General features: G+C 63.0%; 18 protein-coding genes. 3 read left to right on the forward strand and 15 right to left on the reverse strand.

Annotated elements, in window-relative coordinates:
• Nucleotide 1: 1 nt before the first annotated feature.
• The 3 genes from O4H62_RS17370 to O4H62_RS17380 all read right to left on the reverse strand — a co-directional run bounded on the left by O4H62_RS17370 (nucleotide 2) and on the right by O4H62_RS17380 (nucleotide 3457).
• Entirely contained in the window at nucleotides 2-1165 is a 1164-nt protein-coding gene (locus tag O4H62_RS17370) for a substrate-binding domain-containing protein (RefSeq protein ID WP_269389758.1), read from the reverse strand.
• Nucleotides 1166-1188: 23 nt separating this feature from the next.
• The gene (gene iaaH / locus O4H62_RS17375) at nucleotides 1189-2607 is read right to left on the reverse strand and encodes an indoleacetamide hydrolase (protein WP_269389760.1); all 1419 of its coding nucleotides are present in this window, start codon (nucleotides 2605-2607) and stop codon (nucleotides 1189-1191) included.
• A gap of 88 nt (nucleotides 2608-2695) precedes the next feature.
• Nucleotides 2696-3457: a helix-turn-helix transcriptional regulator gene (locus O4H62_RS17380; RefSeq protein WP_269389762.1), complete on the reverse strand. Its 762-nt coding sequence runs from the start codon at nucleotides 3455-3457 to the stop codon at nucleotides 2696-2698.
• A 262-nt stretch (nucleotides 3458-3719) separates the two neighbouring features.
• Here O4H62_RS17380 and ispD point away from each other — a divergent pair, with 262 nt between their 5' ends.
• On the forward strand, nucleotides 3720-4403 hold the full coding sequence (gene ispD / locus O4H62_RS17385) for a 2-C-methyl-D-erythritol 4-phosphate cytidylyltransferase (protein ID WP_269390290.1): 684 nt from the start codon (nucleotides 3720-3722) through the stop codon (nucleotides 4401-4403).
• A 66-nt stretch (nucleotides 4404-4469) separates the two neighbouring features.
• Here ispD and O4H62_RS17390 read toward each other — a convergent pair whose 3' ends face one another.
• From O4H62_RS17390 to O4H62_RS17430, 9 genes are all read right to left on the reverse strand, one after another.
• Nucleotides 4470-5150 carry a GntR family transcriptional regulator gene (locus O4H62_RS17390; RefSeq protein ID WP_269389764.1) on the reverse strand — a complete coding sequence of 227 codons (681 nt, stop codon included), beginning with the start codon at nucleotides 5148-5150 and terminating at the stop codon, nucleotides 4470-4472.
• 9 nt (nucleotides 5151-5159) lie between these two features.
• Complete coding sequence (locus O4H62_RS17395) at nucleotides 5160-6041, reverse strand: dihydrodipicolinate synthase family protein (protein ID WP_269389765.1); 882 nt, start codon at nucleotides 6039-6041, stop codon at nucleotides 5160-5162.
• A 105-nt stretch (nucleotides 6042-6146) separates the two neighbouring features.
• Nucleotides 6147-7946 (reverse strand): IlvD/Edd family dehydratase, encoded by a 1800-nt coding sequence (locus O4H62_RS17400; protein ID WP_269389766.1) that lies wholly within the window; start codon nucleotides 7944-7946, stop codon nucleotides 6147-6149.
• Nucleotides 7947-8044: 98 nt separating this feature from the next.
• Nucleotides 8045-8959 carry an SMP-30/gluconolactonase/LRE family protein gene (locus tag O4H62_RS17405; RefSeq protein ID WP_269389767.1) on the reverse strand — a complete coding sequence of 305 codons (915 nt, stop codon included), beginning with the start codon at nucleotides 8957-8959 and terminating at the stop codon, nucleotides 8045-8047.
• Nucleotides 8956-9915 carry an ABC transporter permease gene (locus tag O4H62_RS17410; RefSeq protein ID WP_269389768.1) on the reverse strand — a complete coding sequence of 320 codons (960 nt, stop codon included), beginning with the start codon at nucleotides 9913-9915 and terminating at the stop codon, nucleotides 8956-8958. Before O4H62_RS17410 ends, O4H62_RS17405 begins: the two co-directional genes overlap by 4 nt.
• Nucleotides 9916-9926: 11 nt before the next feature.
• Nucleotides 9927-10976, reverse strand: coding sequence for an ABC transporter permease (locus tag O4H62_RS17415; RefSeq protein WP_269389770.1), 1050 nt, complete (start codon nucleotides 10974-10976; stop codon nucleotides 9927-9929).
• Nucleotides 10969-12516 (reverse strand): sugar ABC transporter ATP-binding protein, encoded by a 1548-nt coding sequence (locus O4H62_RS17420; protein ID WP_269389771.1) that lies wholly within the window; start codon nucleotides 12514-12516, stop codon nucleotides 10969-10971. The genes O4H62_RS17415 and O4H62_RS17420 overlap by 8 nt, the downstream gene beginning before the upstream one ends.
• A gap of 92 nt (nucleotides 12517-12608) precedes the next feature.
• Nucleotides 12609-13745: a sugar ABC transporter substrate-binding protein gene (locus tag O4H62_RS17425; RefSeq protein WP_269389773.1), complete on the reverse strand. Its 1137-nt coding sequence runs from the start codon at nucleotides 13743-13745 to the stop codon at nucleotides 12609-12611.
• 114 nt (nucleotides 13746-13859) lie between these two features.
• On the reverse strand, nucleotides 13860-14609 hold the full coding sequence (locus tag O4H62_RS17430) for a FadR/GntR family transcriptional regulator (RefSeq protein ID WP_269389775.1): 750 nt from the start codon (nucleotides 14607-14609) through the stop codon (nucleotides 13860-13862).
• 186 nt (nucleotides 14610-14795) lie between these two features.
• Between O4H62_RS17430 and O4H62_RS17435 the strand changes: the two genes are divergently transcribed.
• Complete coding sequence (locus tag O4H62_RS17435) at nucleotides 14796-15395, forward strand: TetR/AcrR family transcriptional regulator (protein ID WP_269389776.1); 600 nt, start codon at nucleotides 14796-14798, stop codon at nucleotides 15393-15395.
• Between the two features lies 1 nt (nucleotide 15396).
• Complete coding sequence (locus O4H62_RS17440; RefSeq protein ID WP_269389778.1) at nucleotides 15397-15726, forward strand: DMT family transporter; 330 nt, start codon at nucleotides 15397-15399, stop codon at nucleotides 15724-15726.
• A 69-nt stretch (nucleotides 15727-15795) separates the two neighbouring features.
• On the opposite strand, the gene O4H62_RS17445 is transcribed toward O4H62_RS17440, so the two are convergent.
• From O4H62_RS17445 to O4H62_RS17455, 3 genes are all read right to left on the reverse strand, one after another.
• Nucleotides 15796-16836 (reverse strand): NADP-dependent oxidoreductase, encoded by a 1041-nt coding sequence (locus O4H62_RS17445; protein WP_269389779.1) that lies wholly within the window; start codon nucleotides 16834-16836, stop codon nucleotides 15796-15798.
• Between the two features lie 127 nt (nucleotides 16837-16963).
• Nucleotides 16964-17734, reverse strand: coding sequence for an SDR family NAD(P)-dependent oxidoreductase (locus tag O4H62_RS17450; RefSeq protein ID WP_269389781.1), 771 nt, complete (start codon nucleotides 17732-17734; stop codon nucleotides 16964-16966).
• 23 nt (nucleotides 17735-17757) lie between these two features.
• Nucleotides 17758-18912, reverse strand: a complete 1155-nt coding sequence (locus tag O4H62_RS17455; RefSeq protein ID WP_269389783.1) for an acyl-CoA dehydrogenase family protein — start codon at nucleotides 18910-18912, stop codon at nucleotides 17758-17760.
• Between the last annotated feature and the right edge of the window lie 53 nt (nucleotides 18913-18965).

Below are 18965 nucleotides of genomic sequence, written 5' to 3' on the forward strand. Positions count from 1 at the left end.
CTCAGCCGCAATTGTTGCCGGGATCGACATTGGCGAAGGTCTGCACCACCTTGAAGGCGGTGCCGTCCGCTTCAGCCAGGTAGATGTCCTTGGCGACATGGCGGTTCGACATCGTCGCCTGACCGCGCGGACCTTCGTAGGTCGTGCCCTCGGCGATGGCATCGATGTCGCTGGCTGACAGCGACTGCGCCTTGCCGGCGAGCGCGCTCAGGAGCAACACGCCCTCGTAGCAGGATTCACCCAGCGAATTGAGCGCTGCGGCGTCGGCGCCGAACTTCGCGGCATAGGCTTCGGCGAAGGCCGTGGCGGCCGGCGTGTCGATGGAGGCGAAGTAGCCTGCCGAGGAGTAGAGCCCCTTGGAGTTTTCCGCGCCGATGCCGGCCAGGGTGTTTTCCTCGATCAGCGTGCCGAGCCGGATGGCGCTGTCGGCAAGCCCGAAGCTGGCAAAGGCCCGGTTGAAGCCGACCGATGCGCCGCCGACCAGCGTGATCAGAACCGCATTGGCGCCGGTATCCTTGATCTTGGCGAGATTGGAATCGAAATTGTCGGCCGTGAACGGCAGGTATTCCTCGCCTACCACTTCACCACCCGACGCCTCGATGTAGCCTTTTGCGGCAGCGTTGGTGTCGCGCGGCCAGTTGTAGTCATTGCCGATCAGGTACCACTTGGTGGCGCCCTTTTCCTTGGCCAGCCACGGAATGACCGGTGCCAGCTGCTGTTCCGGCGTTTCGCCGATGACATAGGTGCCGGCCGCGCATTCTCCGCCTTCATAGACGGGGGTGTAGATGTAAGGCACCTGGCCCTTGAACAGATTGGTCAGCGCGCCGCGCACGGCGCTGTCATGCATGCCGATGAAGGCTTCGGCCTTCTCGCCCTTCCACAGTTTCAGCGCGGCCTGCGTGGCGTCGGCGGGCGGTCCGCCGACATCAACGTACACCGGTTCGATCTGGCGGCCGAGAATGCCGCCGGAGGCGTTGATCTCGTCCACGGCCATCTGCGCGCAGTTCTGCGAGGACGGGCCGAACAGTCCGGCCGGGCCCGACAGCGGGATCAGGATGCCGACCTTGATCGGACCCGCGGCAAAGGCCGAGGTGATGGCATTGCCTGAAAGTGCGCCGACGAGGGCGGCACCCAGAGATGATTTGATGAAGTCACGTCTTTTCATGTTTGTTCCCCGGTTGTTAGGTTTCAACGGACTGGCGGTTTCGCATCGAAGGCGAAGACGGTTTCTATGGCGGCGGCAATGGCGAGCAGCCGGTCGTCGGACAACGCGGGGCCGTCGAGCTCCATGCCCAGCGGCAATCCGTCCGGACTGAGGCCGGAGGGCAGGCTGATGCCGGGAATCGCGGCATTGCTGCCCGGATCGGTGTTGCGGATGAAGGTCGGGAAGGTCGGAACCCGTTCGCCGTTCAGCTCCACGGTCTCGTCATCGCCGATCGGGCGGGCCGGAAGCGGCGTCGTCGGGAAGATGATTGCCTCAACGTCATGCGACCTGAAATAGTCGGCATAGGCCGCCAGCAGCTTCGGCCGGTCCTCGTCGAGTGCCTTCCGGTAGACAGCCTCCGGCAGGGCGTCCGGGCCAAGCTGGGAGGCAACCAGTCCCTTGACGTCCGGGCTGCCGATGCCGTCGAGAATGTCCTGCATGGTCAGGTCCAGTCCCTGGTCGCGCAGATAGGCCGGAAGATCCTGCATGAATTCGTAAAGCACCACCGGGAAGCTCACCGCCGCGTCGAGCGCGCCGATATCGGGAATGTCCGCCTCGATCAGCACCACTCCGGCGTTGCGCAGGGCTTCGAGCGCGGCTTCCGCATTGGCGGCCACGACCGGATCCAGCGTCTCGTAGAAATAGCCGCGCGGCACGCCGAGCCGCAGCCCCTTGAGGTCTGCCGCAGATGTCGCGGGCGCGCCGCCCGCCATCACCCGGTCGAGCAGTTGCGCGTCGGCGACCGAGCGGGTGATCGGGCCCGCGGTGTCGCGGGTGTGGGATATCGGAACGATGCCATCGCCTGGATAGCGCCCGACGGTGGGGCGGAAGCCGACCAGACCGCAAAGCGAGGCCGGAAGCCGGACCGATGCGCCCGTATCGGTACCGATGCCGCCGGGCATCATCCGCGCTGCGACCGCTGCGGCGACCCCGCCGCTCGATCCGCCCGGGATCATCGCCGGGTTCCAGGGATTGCGCACCGCGCCGGTGACGCCGTTGTTGGAGCTGATGCCGAAGGCCAGTTCGTGCATGTTGCCGCTGGCGCCGAGAAGCGCCCCGGCATCGAACAGGGCCTTTGCCACCGGCGCCGGCGCCCTGGCGACATGGCTCGACAGTGCCCCCGTTGCGGCACCCGTCGGCAGGATGCCCGTGTTGATGTTGTCCTTCAGGCACAGCGGGATGCCGCCGAGCTTCTGCCCGGCCTTGCCGGATGCATCGACCTTGTCGGCGGCCTCCAGCAGTCTGTCCCAGTCGTGCGACACCAGCGCGTTGAGCGATTTCTTATCTTCCGAGCGCGCGATCAGCGACTGGGCGTATTCGCGGGCGGAGAATCGCCGCGCCGCCAGCCCTTCCAGCGCCTGCGTGATCGTGAGGTCGAAAAGGTCGAGATCTTGATGTGGCATTTTCCCTCCGCCGGTGGTGTCGGACCGAGGGACATGATGCGTAGGACGGAGGCGGGATTCCTATCCTCAGTAATGAGGATATTTCAGATCAATGGGTGATCACCCGGGAGAGAAGCTGGGTGCGCCCGCTGATCCCGAGTTTGCCGTAAACATGTTTGAGATGGGACCGGACCGTGGTGAAGGAGATCCCGTATTTTGCGGCAATTTGCTGATCCGACAGGCCGGCGAGCACGGCCGCGCAGATTTCCTTCTCACGCGCGGTCAGCATCGCGCCGGCAGCCGTCTGCTCGAGCGCGGTGACCAGGTCGACCTTGCCCTGCGCGGTTGTCTCCCGCGCCAAGGCGCCGCGCATCGCATTGGTGAAGGCCGGGCCGATGGCATCGAGGATCTCGAGCTCGCGCTGGCTGAAATCCTCCTTGGTCTTGCCGCGCCAGATCCTGAGGTCGCCGATATTGGTGCCGCCGGAATAGGCGTAGTAGTTGACCCCGTAGTGAAGGCCGTCATTGGCGAGGAAATCGTTGAAGAACTCGGTTCGCACGAACCGGCTGCGCGGCATGATCTCGCTTACGCCGGTCGCCTTGCGCCGCCGTTGCAGCACCGGCGTTATCGGGTCGCAATACTGGAAGTACTGCTCATAAGCGCCCAGATTGTCGTCGCTCATGTTGATCGACACGCGGTCGCAGAACGTGTTCTTGGCATCGTTCCAGACATAGGAGGCGAAATATTGCGCGCCGAGCAGGTCCAGCAGCTTGAGCCCGACCCTGCGGCGCAACTCGTTCGAGCCGTACCCGTACGACAGATCAGCCATGATGCTGAAGACGAGATCGGTTTCCTTTGTCGTCAGGTTCAAGGACGGGCCCGCCGGTTGGGTGCGCAATCAGACCGTCACGATACACACAAGGCCAGTTTCTTTCAATCCGGATCGATGGCGGCTAAGAAACTGAGCCTTTACGGCGATGTTCCGACAGTTCCTGTCGCCGGCACAATCTTCGGGATCGGACCGTCCCGATCATGCCGGCGAGAGACTGCCCGGCGGTTCCGGCCTGCGCCATCCGGAAACGGAGATTGAAGTTCGCCGGAAGAAGGGCTAGTCGGAAACCATGTTGAATTCCGTGCTCATCGTCGCGGCCGGCCGCGGCCATCGCCTGGGCGGCGAGATCCCAAAGCAGTTCCTGCCTGTCGGCGGCATCTGTTCGCTCCGCCGCGTGGTGGACGCGTTTCTGGCGCTGGATACGATCGACCTGCTGCGCGTGGTCATTCATCCCGACGACGAGGCCCTGTGCGAGGGGGCCCTGGCCGGGATCGATGACAGGCGGCTGCTTGCCCCGGTGCATGGCGGCGCGACGCGGGCCCAGTCGGTGCGCCTGGGTCTCGAATCCTTCTGCGACACCGGTACCGGAAAGATCCTCATCCATGATGCGGCGCGCCCGTTCATCCCGGCACGTGTGATCGAGGACGTACTCTCCGCGCTTGATCAGGCGGAAGGCGCGTTCGCGGCCCTGCCGGTCGTCGATGCGCTTTGGCGGGCTGAGGGCGACCATGCCCTGGCGCCGGTTTCCCGCGACGGGCTGTGGCGGGCGCAGACCCCGCAGGGGTTTGACTTCAACGCGATTCTCGCCGCCCATCGCGGATATGATGGCGAGGCCCATGACGATGTCGCCGTTGCCCGTGCGGCCGGCATGGATGTCAGGATCGTCCAAGGCGCGGAGGCCAATTTCAAGATCACCACCGCGACCGATCTGGAACGGGCGGAAGGTGAACTGTTGCGTCTTGAAAATGAACGCCAACCGGACTGACCAGACCCGGCGCGCCTCGAAAGCGGTTTGCGCAAGCCGGCCCGCTTCTCCCGGCCGACCAACCTTTCACATGTTGACCGCGCGCCGCCGTGCAATCTCGATATGCCGGCGCATGGCTTCAGCCGCGGCGTCCGGATCGCGCGCCTCCAGCGCTTCGATGATGCGCAGGTGGTCGCCGATCACCGAGGGGATCATCGGCACGTAAAGCCGTGTCTCGGCCAGCCGGATCAGCTTGATCTTGATCCAGTTGACCCGGTAGGCCTGGGCGACGATGTCATTGCCGAGCCCGTCGATGATGGCCTCGTGCAGCTCGAGGTCGACGGCTTCCGCGTCCTGCATAAGCCCGTCTTCCTCGCCGCGCTCGAACCGTTCGAGAATCTCCTCATGGTGGGCGCGCAGCCTGGCGATCAGTCCGGCATCGGCATGTGTGGCAAACAGCCTGACGGCAGCCACCTCGATGAATTCGCGGAACTGGTAGGCGTTGCGCACCAGGTTGAGATCGACCTGCGGAACCTGCATTCCGCGCTGCGGCACGGTGCGGATCAGCCCCTCGGCCTCCAGCCGCGGTACCAGTTCCCGGATCGCGCCGAGCGGATATCCGGTGATTTCCACCAGCTGTCGCTGCGTGATGAACTGGCCCGGCCGGATTTCCTGCGACAGCAGGCTGCGCGTGTATTCCTCATAGGCCTGCTCGCGCAGCTTCAGCGGTTCACCATCCTTGTTGGTCTGTGTTGGTGACAGGATCATCCGCTCTCCTCAGGCAACCGCCATGATGGCGTCAAAGGCTTTGACGAGGTTTGATTTTTGCTCAGGGCTCAGTTCGGTAAGCGGTGCGCGCACGGCATCGAAGCCGGCATCGCGTGCCAGGTGCCCGACCAGAACCTTGACTGCCGGCATCACCGGATGGGAGACGATCAGGTCGACGAGTTCGCTGACCACCCGTCCGTCACTGCCGGAATGGATCACCGACGCCAGCAGCTCCGGTGCGACGTTGGCCACGCCGCAGATCGATCCCTCGGCGCCCCTGGCCATGGCGCGCGGCAGCAGCCGTTCGTCGCCGACCAGCACCGAGATGTCGCCGTGGCTTTCGAGATAGCGCTCGGCGGTCGCCCAGTCGCCCGAGGAATCCTTGATGCCGGTGATCACGCCGGGCCAGGCCTTGCGCAGCCGCGCGATCAGTTCCGGCGACAGCGCCACCGCCGTCTGTCCCGGGATATGATACATGATGACGCCGCGAAGGCTCGATCCGATGCGTTCGAACACCTGGTTGAACCAGCTGTAGAGCCCCTCGTCATCCACACCCTTGAGATAGAAGGGCGGCGCCATCAGCAGCCCGGCCGCACCTGCGTCGAGGGCCGCTTTCGACTGGGCGACGGCATCGTCAATGGCCGAGGCCATGATGCCGACCTGGATGCGTGTGTCCGCTGGCAGAGCGTCCGCCAGGGCCCGATACATGGCCTTGCGCTCCTCCAGCGACAGGCCGTAGCCCTCGCCGGTGGTGCCGCACAGCGTGACGCTGTCGCAGCCGCGCGCGAGCATCGCTCCGGCATGTCTTGCAAGCTTGGGAAGGTCGACCGCGCCCGACGCGGTGTAGGGAGTCACCAGGGCGGCCGAAAGGCCGAAGATCGGTTTTGACATCGGGGATAAGCCAGTCTATTGGAGCTAACATGTTAGTGCGATGTCACTACAGCGTTTGCCCCGGGCGGTAAAGCCCGGTGCAGACAAATCAACAGCCGTCAGGCGTCAATGATTGTCGCGGGGAATCGACTTCTGTGCGACGCGCTGGAACTCGTCCGATCCACGCAACACCATGCCCTCGGCAAAGGGCTCGGCCAGCTCGCGGAAGTATTTCTGCCAGGGAGTCTGGCTTGGCGGGATCGGGTAGCCGCCCGACGCGGCCAGGTCCCGGGCGCGCTGCTCCCATTCCTCCTGCGGCACCAGGGCATCGACGCGGCTCTTGCCGAGGTCGATCCGAATCCTGTCGCCGTTGCGCAGCAGCGCAAGACCGCCGCCGGCCGCGGCTTCCGGCGAGGCGTTGAGGATCGAGGGCGAACCCGACGTTCCCGACTGGCGGCCGTCGCCGATGCAGGGCAGGGCGGTGATGCCCTTTTTCAAAAGGTAGCTCGGCGGGCGCATGTTGACCACTTCCGCGCCGCCAGGATAGCACAGCGGGCCTGCGCCACGCATCACCAGGATCGAGTTCTCGTCGATGGCGAGGCTCGGATCGTCGATCATCTTGTTGTAGTGTTCGGGACCATCGAAGACCACCGCGACGCCCTCGAAAGCGTCCCTGTCGTCCGGATTGGACAGGTATCTCTCCCTGAACTCCTTCGAGATCACCGAGGTTTTCATGATGGCGCTGTCGAACAGCGACCCCTTGAGATTGAGGAAGCCCGCCTCCTGCATCAGCGCATTTGAAACCGGCCGGATCACGTCCGCGTTCTCGCTTTCGCGGTTGGAGCAGTTTTCCCCGATGCTGCGGCCATTGACGGTTAGCGCATCCGGGTGCGGCAGCAGATTGGCCCGCATCAGTTCGGCCACGACGGCGGGAACGCCGCCGGCCCTGTGAAAGTCCTCGCCCAGATAGGCGCCTGCGGGCTGCAAATTGGTCAGAAGCGGCACGTGGTGTCCCAGCGTCTGCCAGTCGTCATTGGTAAGCTCGACGCCGATGTGCTTGGCGACCGCCACCACGTGGATCGGCGCATTGGTCGACCCGCCGAGTGCCGAGTTGGTGACGATGACATTTTCGAATGCCTGCCGTGTCATGATGTCGGACGGTTTGAGGTCCTCGCGCACCATGTCGACGATCCGCTTGCCGGTGGCATAGGCCATCTGCCCGCGCTCGCGGTAGGGGGCGGGGATCGCGGCCGATCCCGGCAGTTGCATCCCAAGCGCTTCGGCGAGCGAGTTCATGGTCGAGGCCGTACCCATGGTATTGCAGTAGCCGACCGAGGGCGCCGACGAGGTGACGAGTTCTGCGAACTGCTCGTCATCGATCTTGCCTTCGGCATGCAGCTCGCGCGCCTTCCACACGATCGTTCCCGATCCGGTGCGTTCGCCGCGGAAATAGCCGTTGAGCATCGGTCCGACCGAAAAGGCGATCGCCGGAATGTTGACCGTCGCCGCCGCCATCAACAGCGCAGGCGTGGTCTTGTCGCAGCCAATCGTCAGCACCACCCCGTCGAGCGGGTAGCCGAACAGAGATTCCACCAGGCTCAGATAGGCGAGGTTGCGGTCGAGCATCGCGGTCGGCCGCTTGCCGGTTTCCTGGATCGGGTGAACGGGTACCTCGAGCGGCACCCCGCCATTGGCAATGATGCCGTCGCGAATGCGCTTGGCGAGTTCGATGTGATGCCGGTTGCACGGAGAGAGGTCCGATCCGGTCTGCGCGATGGCGATGATCGGCTTGCCCGACTGAAGCTCTTCGCGCGTCAGTCCGTAGTTGACGTAGCGCTCGATATAAAGCGCTGTCATCTCCCGGTTTTCGGGATTGTCGAACCAGAGCTGTGAACGCAGCGGGGGCTTCTTGTCTTCATTTGACATCTTGGTCTCCAATACCGTTAGGCGGGCATTACATATCGTATGGCGTTCCCGAATGCGGCGACTTCACATTGACCGGCATCGCCCGGTGGACGGCAGTGTTAGCAGCCTCTCGTCCGGACATAAATCGAATACACCGATGTCGTCGCGCAGATTGCAAGGCGATTCCGGTTGGCGCCAAAAAAACACACGTTCGAAACCACTTCCGGAACCAGGATCTTGCCGAGCAGGTCACCGTCTGGCGAGTAGCAGTGCACGCCGTCGCCGGCCGAAGACCAGATGTTTCCGGAGACATCGACGCGAAACCCGTCGAACAGACCGGAGTCGGACAGGACGAAATTCGTTCCGGCGCCTAGGCTGGCGCCGCCGGTTGCAACCGGGTAGCGGCGGATTTTCGGGGCGCAGTCGGCAACATGGGTGCGTCCGGTATCCGCGACATAGAGGAATGCCTCGTCCGGCGAGAAGGCGAGCCCGTTCGGCTGCACCAGGTCGCTGACCACGCCCGATACGGTTCCATCAGGTGCGATGCGGTAGACCTGCGACGCGCCGATCTCCGATGGCGCCGCATGTCCTTCATAATCGCTGTCGATGCCGTAGGTCGGATCGCTGAACCAGATCGAGCCGTCCGATTTGACCACGACATCATTGGGCGAGTTGAGCTTCCTGCCGTCAAAGCGGTCGGCAAGAACGGTCCGGCTGCCATCGTGCTCGATCCGGCTCACCGCCCGGCCGCCATGTTCGCAGCTTATGAGCCGGCCTTGCGGATCCGTGGTGTGGCCGTTCTGGTGCCGGCAGGGCTGCTCGAACACCGATACCGACCCGTCGGTCTCGTCCCAGCGCATCACCCGGTCATTCGGGATATCGGACCACAGCAGATACCTGCCGGCGGCGAAATAGACCGGCCCCTCGGTCCAGCGCCCCCCGGTCCATAGGCTTTCCAGCCGCGCGTTGGAATGGATCAGGTTCGAGAAGCGGTCATCGTTGACCTGGTAGAGTTGTGAAGTCGAGTGTGTCATGAGTGCACCTTGTTGCCGCGCCCATAGACCAGAAGCATGGAGATGATAACCGATCCATAGATGACCTGGCGTCCGGCTTCGGGCATCTGCATGATGGAGAGCACCGAGTTCAGCAGCACGATGAGGATAACGCCGATCAGGGTGCCGATGTAGCGGCCCTGACCGCCGAGAATGCGGGTGCCGCCGATCACCACGGCGGCGATCGCAGGCAGCAGGAAGGGATTTCCCATGCCCTGGTAGGCCCTGGCCGAATAGCCGGCAAGCATGACCCCGGCAAGGGCGGCGCAGATGCCCGAGACCACGAATGACCCGAGGATCACCCGCCGCGTCCTGATGCCGGAGAGATAGGCCGCGACCTCGCGGTTGCCGGTCACGTAGATCTCGCGGCCGAAGGCGGTGCGCTTGAGCATGACGGCGATGACGACGGAGACCGCCAGCCAGACAAAGATGGCGCTCGGAATTCCCAGGAACCGGTCCGACGCAAGCGTCCGCATCAGCGGCGTTGCACTGTCCTGCGGAGCAAAGCCTCCGGTGTGCGCCACCATCAGGCCGCGCAGCACCGAATCCACCCCGAGCGTGAAGATCATCGAGGGAACCCTGAGATAGGCGACGCCGAAGCCATTGACCAACCCGACGGCGGCACCCACGGCGATGCCTGTCGGAATCGCCCATTCGCCGCCGACGGTGGTCGCCATCATTGCCGCCGCGGTCATCGTCCAGGCGACGCTGAGATCGATATGCCCGAGCAGGATGACCACCATCATGCCGGCCGCCACGATCCCCAGGAACGATCCGGTCTGCAATTGCTGCAACAGATAGCCGGGAGACAACAGCGGCGCCGAGCCTTGCGTGGAAAGCGTGTAGACGGTTCCGATGCTCAGGATTACCAGGATGAAGGCCGAGGCGATCACCATCGGCTTGTCTTCGGCTTTCAGGCTCGGGATATGAAATGCCATGTCCTCGCCTCCTATCTGAACAGGTTGAGCTGGTTCTTGACCCGCAACGTTCTGAAAGCGCCGAGACTGACGGCGGCCAGCAGGACAAGCCCTTCGACCAGCGGCTGGAGCAGCGGATCGATCGAGACGATGCGGAAATAGAACGAAATGACCCGGAGGATCAGCGCGCCGACAAGCGAGCCGATGGCCCCGCCGACGCCGCCGAGCAGCGAGGTTCCGCCGACCACGACAGCGGCGATGGAATTGAGCGTGTAGGCGCCGGCCTGCGTGATGTCGGCGTTGCCCGACGATGTCTGGATGGCGAGATACAGCCCGCCGCAGGCGGCAAAGAAGCCCGCCAGCGTAAAGGCTGCGATCTTCGCCCGGTTGATCGGCAGGCCGGACATGTAGGCAGCGCCTTCAGCCGAACCGATGGCATAGATGGTGCGGCCGGTCACCGTACGCTTGAACGGCAGCCAGACGCCGAATGCGATCGCCACAACGATCAGCAATGGCACCGGAATCCAGGAAATCGTCTGGAACCAGCCAGCGTCCGCATCAAACAGCCCGTAGGTGGCGACAAATTCATAGAGATCATTGGTCAGCGCCCAGCTGATGTCGTCGTCGACATTGCCGCCGGGCACCGGCCGGATGAACAGCGCCAGCCCGACGGCGACGGCGCCGGTTGCCAGCGTCGCGATGATCGGCTGCAGGCGGCCATAGACGACGATCAGGCCGTTCATCAGACCGAACGCTGTCCCGGTCGCCAGCGTGATGATCATTCCGAGCACGATCTGCAGCGGCGATCCGTTGACGACCTCAGAGGCGATACAGTTTGCCAGCGTCATCACGGCGCCGACCGACAGGTCCAGGCCGCCGAGCAGCACCGGAACGGTCTGTGCCATGGCCAGAAACACGATTGCCACGGATTCGTTGCTGTTCTGGATCAGGACCGCGGCCGAAAAGCCACGCGGGTGCAGCATGTTGTAGACGAGATAGAGCGCCACGAGCATGGCGATGGCGCTGTAGAAAGCAACATTCTGCCTGATGTTGGTGGTGAGCGCGGAGCGTTTGTCAGCCATGCCGTGCTCCTGCCGCTTGCAGCGATGACTGCGTGCCCACATTGAGCGAAGCCGCGACGATGGCTTCCTCGGTGATCGCGTCGCCGCTGAGCTTGGCGACGATTTCTCCGTCGTACATCACCGCCACGCGGTCACAACAGCCGATCAGTTCGGCATAATCACTTGAATACAGCAGGATCGTTTTCCCCCGGTCGGCCAGCTCGCGAATGAGCTTGTAGATTTCCTGTTTGGTGCCGACATCGATGCCGCGCGTCGGATCGTTGAGCAGGATCACGTCCGGATCCGTCATCAGCCATTTCGCGATCACCACCTTCTGCTGGTTCCCGCCCGACAGTGTGGAAACGATGTCATCGGGGCTGGCGACCTTGATCTGCAGCTTGGCGATGCCCTCGCTCACCGCCGTTCTGGCCTTGTCCTGATTGATGAACGGCCCGTCGGAGACACGGTCATAGGAAGCGGCGAGCAAATTGTCGGCGATCGACATGGCCAGCATCAGGCCTTCGGTTTTTCTGTCTTCCGGCACCAGCGCGATCCGCATGGCGTCGCTCTTGGCTTCGGCCGGGGATCCAGGTCGGCAGGGGTGGTCAAGGATTGCGACCTTGCCCTGCAATCCCCTGAGCACGCCGAACAGGCCGAGAAGCAGTTCCTTCTGGCCTTGCCCGTCGAGTCCGCCCAGCCCGACGATCTCCCCCTTGCCGATGCTCAGGTCGATGCCCTTGAGCTGGCCTTCCCAGGCGAGTTTGTCGATTGTCAAGTAGGCGGGCTTCGGCACAGGCTCGGGTTTCGGCGGATAGTGCGCGGTCACCTCGCGGCCGATCATCAGCTTGACGATCTCGCCCTCGCTGTGGGCTCCCTTGGCAAAGGTCTCGATATGTTGGCCGTTGCGGAACACTGACAGCATGTCGCAGAGCTTGTCGATCTCGTGCATACGATGGGAAATGAACAGGCTCGCGACGCCGGCTGTCCGCAGCTCGGCAAGCAGGCCGTAGACGGTCTCGACATCACGGCTGGTCAGCGCCGATGTCGCCTCGTCGAGAATGAGAACCTTCGGATCCTTGCCGAGCGCCTTGGCGATCTCGACCATCTGCCGGCGCGACAGTGAAAGCTCGCGCACCAGCGAATTGGGATCGACATCCTCACACTTGATCCGTGCCAGGAGTTCCTCGGCGCGGCGGTTCTGCACCCGCTTGTCGATCAGCCCGAACCGGGTGCGCGGCGGTGCCGCGATGGAGATGTTGTCGGCGACCGACAGGTCCGGGACCAGCGAAAGTTCCTGGAAGATGCAGACGATGCCAGAAGCGACCGCCTGTTCCGGATTCGAGAACCGGACGGTCTTGCCTGCCACCTCGACAGTGCCGGCATCGGGCTGCAGCACGCCGGAGAGGATCTTGATCAGCGTCGACTTGCCCGCGCCGTTCTCGCCCAGGATCCCGTGGATCGTGCCCGAACGGCAGCTGAAATCCACGCCTTCCAGGGCACGCGTACCCGAAAAATGTTTCGATACGCCACTGAGCTGGACGATCGGACTGTCAGTCGGCATCGTGCGCGCACTCCTCGCAGGCAATTCGGTCATGTCTTGGGATGAATGGGGCGCCAGGTCATGCATGGCGCCCCGGGGATCTGCTTCGATGTTTACTTCACGTCAGCTTCGGTTTGCGCCATGATCGACGGGCCGGAGATGTTGACGCCACAGGGCGGGAACTCGTTCACTGTGAAGAAGTTGTCCGGCAGGTCGCTCCAGTAGTTCTTGCCGTCCTCGAGATCCTTGTAGGTCGCCACCGGCAGCGGCACCGAGATCAGCTGCGGCATCACATTGCCTTCGAGCGCGGAGACCGCCGCCTTCATGGCAATGGCGACCAGGCCCGGGGACTGGCCGATCGAGATGCCTTTCAGGCCTTCGGCGGAATGGGCGGCAATCGCCTTGCGGTAGCCGTTCTCGGATTCGCCCGCGACCGGCACCCAGGGGTGGCCTGCATCCTTGAGCGCCTGGATGACGCCGTTGGAGCCGCCCTGTCCGACGACAGCCTCGAACTGGCCGTGAACCGCGATGGCGTCGGCGACGACTTTCTGGGTCGTGCCGTCATCCCAGTTACCGACGACCGAAACCACTTCCCAGTTGCCGCCATCAGCCTTGATGACTTCATTGATGCCGATGGAGCGGTCGCGGTCGACCGAGTTGCCCGGCAGCCCGCGGACTTCGAGGATCTTGCCCGAAGAGACACCCTTGGCCTTGAGTTCGTCCAGCGCGAACTGGGCCCACATGCGGCCCATCTTCAGCTGGTCTTCGTTGACCTGCATCACCTTGTCGGTGTCGAGCACGTTGTCGAACGGCACCAGCACCACGTTGTTCTTGTCGGCAAGGCGGATCACCCGGTCGAAGCCGTCGGGCGACACCGCGATCGTGACGATCGCGTCATAGCCCTGGTTGATGAAATCCTCGATGGCGCCCAGCTGTGCCGGCGCGTCGGTTCCCGTCGAAACCACCTTGAACTCGGCAATCTTGTCCTTCATCGCCGGATCTTCGGCGAAGGCCTTGGCTGTCTTGATCATCTGGATGCGCCAGCCATTGCCGACGAAACCGTTGACCACGGCGACCTTGTAAGGGCCTGCCTTGGCCGGCCACTGCATGTATTTTGTGTCCGCACTCCACGGTGCGAAGCAGGCCGGGTCGACGCCCGGGCCGGAAACGATCTCGGGACCTGCCATGGACAGGCTTGTCGAGAGCATCAGGCCCACGGCGGCAGTTGAAATGAGTGTTCCTAGTTTCATGCTCGTTCCTCCTCCTACGGTGCTTCCTCGCACCCTCTCAGATGCCACGATGTGTGACGATCATCTCCTCGGCCGCGTTGTCTTTGTCGCCTCGCGGTCAGATATTGGCTGCCCCTAATCCGAAAAATGCCGAAAGCCGGCGTCCAGATGGGTCTTCATCTTGTATTGATAGGCCGTCCGGTCTCGCTTCTCGATCGTCTCAAGGATTGCGGCATGCTCGGAGTACGTAACGGTCGCGAATGTCTGGACGGTCTTTGCCTTCATCATGATTTTCACGATCACCGGCTTCATGATCTTGTAGACGTCTAGAATTGCCTTGTTTCCCATCACCGCCACCAGGCGGGTGTGAAAGCGGAAATCGATCTCCGAGGCGTTGACAGCTGTCTCGGCGTTCAGGAGTTCCGTGTTGATCTGGCGCAGCTCGGCGATGTCTTCGGGCGTGACCTTGTCGAAAAGCAATTCGAAGGACGCCACCTCGAGCAGGCTTCGGAAACCCTGGATGTCGACGAACGTCTCGCGCGATACCTCGAGTGTATTGAACGAAAACAGGTCGAAGGCCCGCGCCATGCGCTCGTCGATGATGACGGCGCCCACTTTCGGGCGTACCTTGACGACACCGTAGGTCTTGAGAATGCGCATCGCCTCGCGCACGGTGTTGCGGCCGGTGTTGAAGCGCTCGCAGAGTTCCTTTTCCGTCGGCAGGCTGTCGCCGACCTTCAGTCCACCCTCGGAAATCAGCGTGCGGATATGCTCGACAAGATCGTCCACCGCCGATGCCCGCGAAGTCCGGCCGCTCGGCTCCCGGGCTTCAGGATCGGTCGCGAGGCTCGTCTCGCGAAGGGATCTGTCGGATGTGTCGGTCACTGGATATTCCTATTTGTTGGACAAATAAGAGATATCCAACTCGAATATTCCAAGTCAAGTACGTATGAGCGCGATTATGGCCAAAATCGACGTTTAATCATCCCATAAATAAACGACTCGTGCTGCTCACTGTGTCATCAATTGATTTGCCTTGCTAAAAAACCGTCCAGACGGTATGTACTGGCCATGAACAGACCTCAACGCAAGAACAACCCGGATGCCGTGCGTGCAAGGCTCATCGAATGCGCCGCACGGCTGATTGTCGATGATGGGCTTTCCGCTTTGACGCTGGAAAACGTCGCGCGCGAGGCTGCCGTCAGCAAGGGCGGCTTGCTGCATCATTATCACGGCAAGAACGCGCTGATCGACGGCCTGTTCGAAGAGGTGGTGGATTGGTTCGACAGCCAGGTGGAGAATGCTCTCGAACCCGAGGAAACCGCACCGGCACGGTTCTCGAAGGCCTATTTGCGGGTCGTGGCAGCCATCGATATGTCCGTGCCCGAGGAAAGGCGTCTCGCCGTGTTGATGCTGATGCTCAGTTCCGACCCGCATTATTGCGCCCGCTGGAACCAGTGGGTGGAGGCGCGCCTGCAGCGGCACGCAAAAACCGATCTGTCGCCGTTCGCCCGTACCCTGCGTCTGGCAGCCGACGGTCTGTGGTTGTCCGACCTTGGCGGTGGACCGGATTCGAGCCCGTCCGCGCGCCGGGAAATCCTGGCGTTTCTTGAAGACATCGATGCAACAGGGGCGATGTTGGCCAACTCCCCCCACGAAGGAGGGCAGTGACATGCCATGGCTGTTTCTCGGCATTGCGATCACCGGTGAAGTCATCGCCACCACGGCGCTGAAAGCCTCCGAAGGCTTCACCAGGTGGGGGTATGGCGGCATTTCCGTTATCGGTTACGCCATTTCGTTCTACTTTCTGTCGATCGTTCTCAAGACCATTCCGGTCGGCATCGCCTATGCCGTCTGGGCCGGCGCCGGGGTGGCCATGGTCACGCTCATCGGCGTCGTGCTGTTTGGCCAGAAGCTGGACCTTTACGCCTATCTCGGCATCGCCCTGATTGTTGTCGGCGTGCTGGTACTCAACCTGTTGTCGGGAACGACTGCACATTGAAACCGCCCGGAGGCAATCGCGCATCCGGGCGGTGATTTCTCGGATCAATGGAGGACTGTAACGGTCCGCTTACGCGACCTTGACCAGCGTCTTGCCGAAATTCTTGCCCCCGAGCATCCGGATGAAGGCATCCGGCGCGTTTTCCAGCCCCTCGGTCACATCCTCGCGGTAGACGATCTTGCCGCTTTTGACGAGCGGCCCGACCTCGGCCAGGAAGTCGCCGAAGCGGTCGAAATGATCCGAAATAATGAACCCGCCCACGGTCAGCCGGTTGACGAGGATCGTCCGCCAGGCTTTAGGAAGCCGGTCGGGGCCGTCACTCTGTCCGGCACCAAGCGCGCCGGCATTGTACCAGGCGATCATGCCGCAGAGCGGGATGCGGCCGCCGACATTCATCATCGGCAACACCGCATCGAGCGTGATCCCGGCGACGTTCTCGAAATAGATGTCGATGCCGTCCGGGCAGACCTCGGAGAGGGCCTTGCGCAGATCCTTTGCGTCGCTTGCAGCCCGATGATCGATGCAGGCATCGAAGCCGAGTTCCTCGACCGCAAAGGCGCATTTGTCCGCCCCGCCGGCCACGCCCACCGCGCGCAGGCCCTTCTGCTTCGCCAGCTGCCCGACCATCGAGCCGACCGGGCCGGTGGCGGCGCCGACAACCAGCGTCTCGCCCGCCTTGGGCTGGCCAATGACGTTGAAACCGTACCATCCTGTAAAGCCCGGCATGCCGAGCACCCCGAGCGAGGTGGAGATGGGAGCGACATCCGGGTCGATTTTCCTCAGCTCCTTGGCCGGCACCACGCCATGGCTGCCCCAGCCGAACATGCCCATTGCAAGGTCCCCGGGCTTGAAGCGCGACGACTTGCTCTCAATGACTTCGCCAACCGCGCCGCCGCCCATCTGCTCGTCGATCTTCACCGGTGTCGAATAGGACTTTGCATCGTCCATCCGCCCGCGCATGTAGGGATCGAGCGACATGTAGAGGACCTTCATGAGCACTTCGCCTTCGCCGGGCGAAGGCATTGCCACCTTCTCCAGGCGGAAATTCTCCGGTCCCGGCTGGCCTTCGGGGCGCTTGGCCAGGACGATCCTCTGCATTTGCTCAGACATGATGTTTCTCCATTCTGGTGGCGGGCAAGGCCGAGCCGTGTTCGATCAGGGAGTGATCCGGCGCGGCAGTCCCGAAAATGATTAAGTCAGGTTTTTGTCGAGTGTAACCAGCCGAACGTGACATGAATCAGGCGATGGTGACGCCGCCATCGGCGACGATCACCTGTCCGGTGATGAAGCTCGCGGCCGGGGAGGCGAGAAACGCCGCCACCGGACCGATTTCCTCGGGCAGGCCGATCCGCCTGAGCGGCGTCGTTCTGGTGCGTTTCTTGAGCAGTTCCTCGTCCTCCCACAAGGCACGGGCGAAGTCGGTCTTCACCAGTCCCGGCGCAATGCAATTGACGCGGACATTGTCGCCACCGTGCTCGACGGCGAGATTTCGCGCCAGCGCGAAGTCGGCCGCCTTGGATATTCCGTAGCCGCCGATCACCGCGTTGCCCTGGATCCCGGCAATCGAAGAGATGATGACGATGGCTCCGCCGCCCTTTGCCTTCATCGCCGGGATCACCCGGTTGCAGAGCCACAGGTTGGACTTGACGTTCGAGCCCATGATCTTGTCGAAGGCCTCGTCGGACAAATCCGCAAGCGGCCCGTAGGCCGGATTGACCGCGGCGTTGCAAACCAGGATGTCCGGCGCGCCGTAGAGCTTCTCCGTCCCGGCGATCAGGCCTTCGACCTGCTCTTTCCTCGAAATGTTGCAGGCGATCACCGACGCCTCTCCGCCTTCCGCCCGGATCGCTTCGGCAACCGGCTCGCAGGCTTCCGCGGTCCGGCTGGAGATGACCACCTTCGCGCCGAGCCGCGCCATGGTCTCGGCCGTGGCGCGGCCGATGCCGCGGCTCGATCCGGTGATGACGGCCACCTTGCCGTCAAGCGAGTAGGGCGTCGAAGGGGTCATGGCGCTTTGCTCTCTTGTCGGGTTCAGGCGTCTTCGCGTATCAGGCCATCCATCTGTGCCAACCGCTTGAGGTGATGGTTGGCGTCACCGAACAGGATGTCGATCATCGTGGTGCGCTTGAAATAATGCCCGATCGCATATTCCATCGTCATGCCGACGCCGCCATGCAACTGGATCGCCTCGCGGCCGATGATCTTTGCGGATTCGCCGATCTGCACCTTGGCCGCCGACACCGCACGGGCGCGCTCAACCGGGTCGTCGCCGGTTGCCAGCATGCTGGCATACATGGTCATCGAGCGGGACTGTTCGAGTTCCACGAACATGTCGACCGCGCGGTGCTGTAGCGCCTGGAAAGAGCCGATCGTCGTGCCGAACTGGCTGCGGGTCTTGAGATAGTCGAGCGTCAGCTCGTGCATCTTCTCGAAGCATCCCACGGCCTCGGCGCAGAGTGCGGCAACGGCTTCGTCGGAGACACGCGAGATCACCGGCCAGGCGCCGCCCTCGCTGCCGATCAGCGCGTCCGCGCCAACCTTGACCGACTGCAGCGTGATCTCGGCTGCCCGCAACCCGTCCTGGGTCGGATAGCCATGGCGCGAGACGCCTTCGGCATTCCCGTCGACCAGGAACAGTGAAATCCCGTCCTCGTCGCGCGAGCCGCCGGAGGTGCGGGCCGAGACGATGAGCTTGCCGGCGCTGTCGCCATGCAGCACCAGCGCCTTCTTGCCGTCGATCACCCAGCCGTCGCCATTCTTTTTCGCAGTTGTTTCGACGTCGAACAAATCATATCGGCCCTGCGGTTCGGCGCAGGCAAAAGCCATCCTCAGGCTGCCGTCGGCAATGCCCGGGATCAGGGTGGACTTCTGTTCGCTGTTGCCGGCATGACGAAGCACGCCGCCGGCCAGGATCACGCTGGCAAAATACGGCTCCAGGATCAGCGCCTTGCCGAACGCTTCCATCACGATCATGGTTTCGGTGGCGCCGCCGCCGATGCCACCGTCCTCTTCGGCGAACGGCAGCGCCAGCAGACCGAGTTCGGCATACTGGTTCCACATCTTCTCGCTGAAACCGGTGTCGCCGGCGCGGTACTTGCCGCGCGCCTCGAAACCGTACTGGTCCTTGAGCAGGCGTTCCACGCTGTCCTTGAGCATGCCCTGTTCTTCGGAAAGGTCAAAATCCATTGCGTTGTTCTCCCGACAGGCCGGCCGCGCCGGCGCCGAATTGCAGGCCTCGT

Source organism: Parahoeflea alexandrii, assembly GCF_027214025.1.
GTDB lineage: Bacteria > Pseudomonadota > Alphaproteobacteria > Rhizobiales > Rhizobiaceae > Hoeflea > Hoeflea alexandrii_A.

What these genes read in the sequence shown, in the direction of transcription:
- O4H62_RS17435 (WP_269389776.1), top strand. Translation starts at nt 14,796, where the DNA reads ATGAACAGACCTCAACGCAAGAACAACCCGGATGCCGTGCGTGCAAGG.
- iaaH (WP_269389760.1), bottom strand. Translation starts at nt 2,607, where the DNA reads ATGCCACATCAAGATCTCGACCTTTTCGACCTCACGATCACGCAGGCG.
- O4H62_RS17425 (WP_269389773.1), bottom strand. Translation starts at nt 13,745, where the DNA reads ATGAAACTAGGAACACTCATTTCAACTGCCGCCGTGGGCCTGATGCTC.
- O4H62_RS17415 (WP_269389770.1), bottom strand. Translation starts at nt 10,976, where the DNA reads ATGGCTGACAAACGCTCCGCGCTCACCACCAACATCAGGCAGAATGTT.
- O4H62_RS17450 (WP_269389781.1), bottom strand. Translation starts at nt 17,734, where the DNA reads ATGACCCCTTCGACGCCCTACTCGCTTGACGGCAAGGTGGCCGTCATC.
- O4H62_RS17395 (WP_269389765.1), bottom strand. Translation starts at nt 6,041, where the DNA reads ATGTCAAAACCGATCTTCGGCCTTTCGGCCGCCCTGGTGACTCCCTAC.
- O4H62_RS17405 (WP_269389767.1), bottom strand. Translation starts at nt 8,959, where the DNA reads ATGACACACTCGACTTCACAACTCTACCAGGTCAACGATGACCGCTTC.
- O4H62_RS17420 (WP_269389771.1), bottom strand. Translation starts at nt 12,516, where the DNA reads ATGCCGACTGACAGTCCGATCGTCCAGCTCAGTGGCGTATCGAAACAT.
- O4H62_RS17410 (WP_269389768.1), bottom strand. Translation starts at nt 9,915, where the DNA reads ATGGCATTTCATATCCCGAGCCTGAAAGCCGAAGACAAGCCGATGGTG.
- O4H62_RS17370 (WP_269389758.1), bottom strand. Translation starts at nt 1,165, where the DNA reads ATGAAAAGACGTGACTTCATCAAATCATCTCTGGGTGCCGCCCTCGTC.
- O4H62_RS17390 (WP_269389764.1), bottom strand. Translation starts at nt 5,150, where the DNA reads ATGATCCTGTCACCAACACAGACCAACAAGGATGGTGAACCGCTGAAG.
- O4H62_RS17445 (WP_269389779.1), bottom strand. Translation starts at nt 16,836, where the DNA reads ATGTCTGAGCAAATGCAGAGGATCGTCCTGGCCAAGCGCCCCGAAGGC.
- O4H62_RS17400 (WP_269389766.1), bottom strand. Translation starts at nt 7,946, where the DNA reads ATGTCAAATGAAGACAAGAAGCCCCCGCTGCGTTCACAGCTCTGGTTC.
- O4H62_RS17440 (WP_269389778.1), top strand. Translation starts at nt 15,397, where the DNA reads ATGCCATGGCTGTTTCTCGGCATTGCGATCACCGGTGAAGTCATCGCC.
- O4H62_RS17455 (WP_269389783.1), bottom strand. Translation starts at nt 18,912, where the DNA reads ATGGATTTTGACCTTTCCGAAGAACAGGGCATGCTCAAGGACAGCGTG.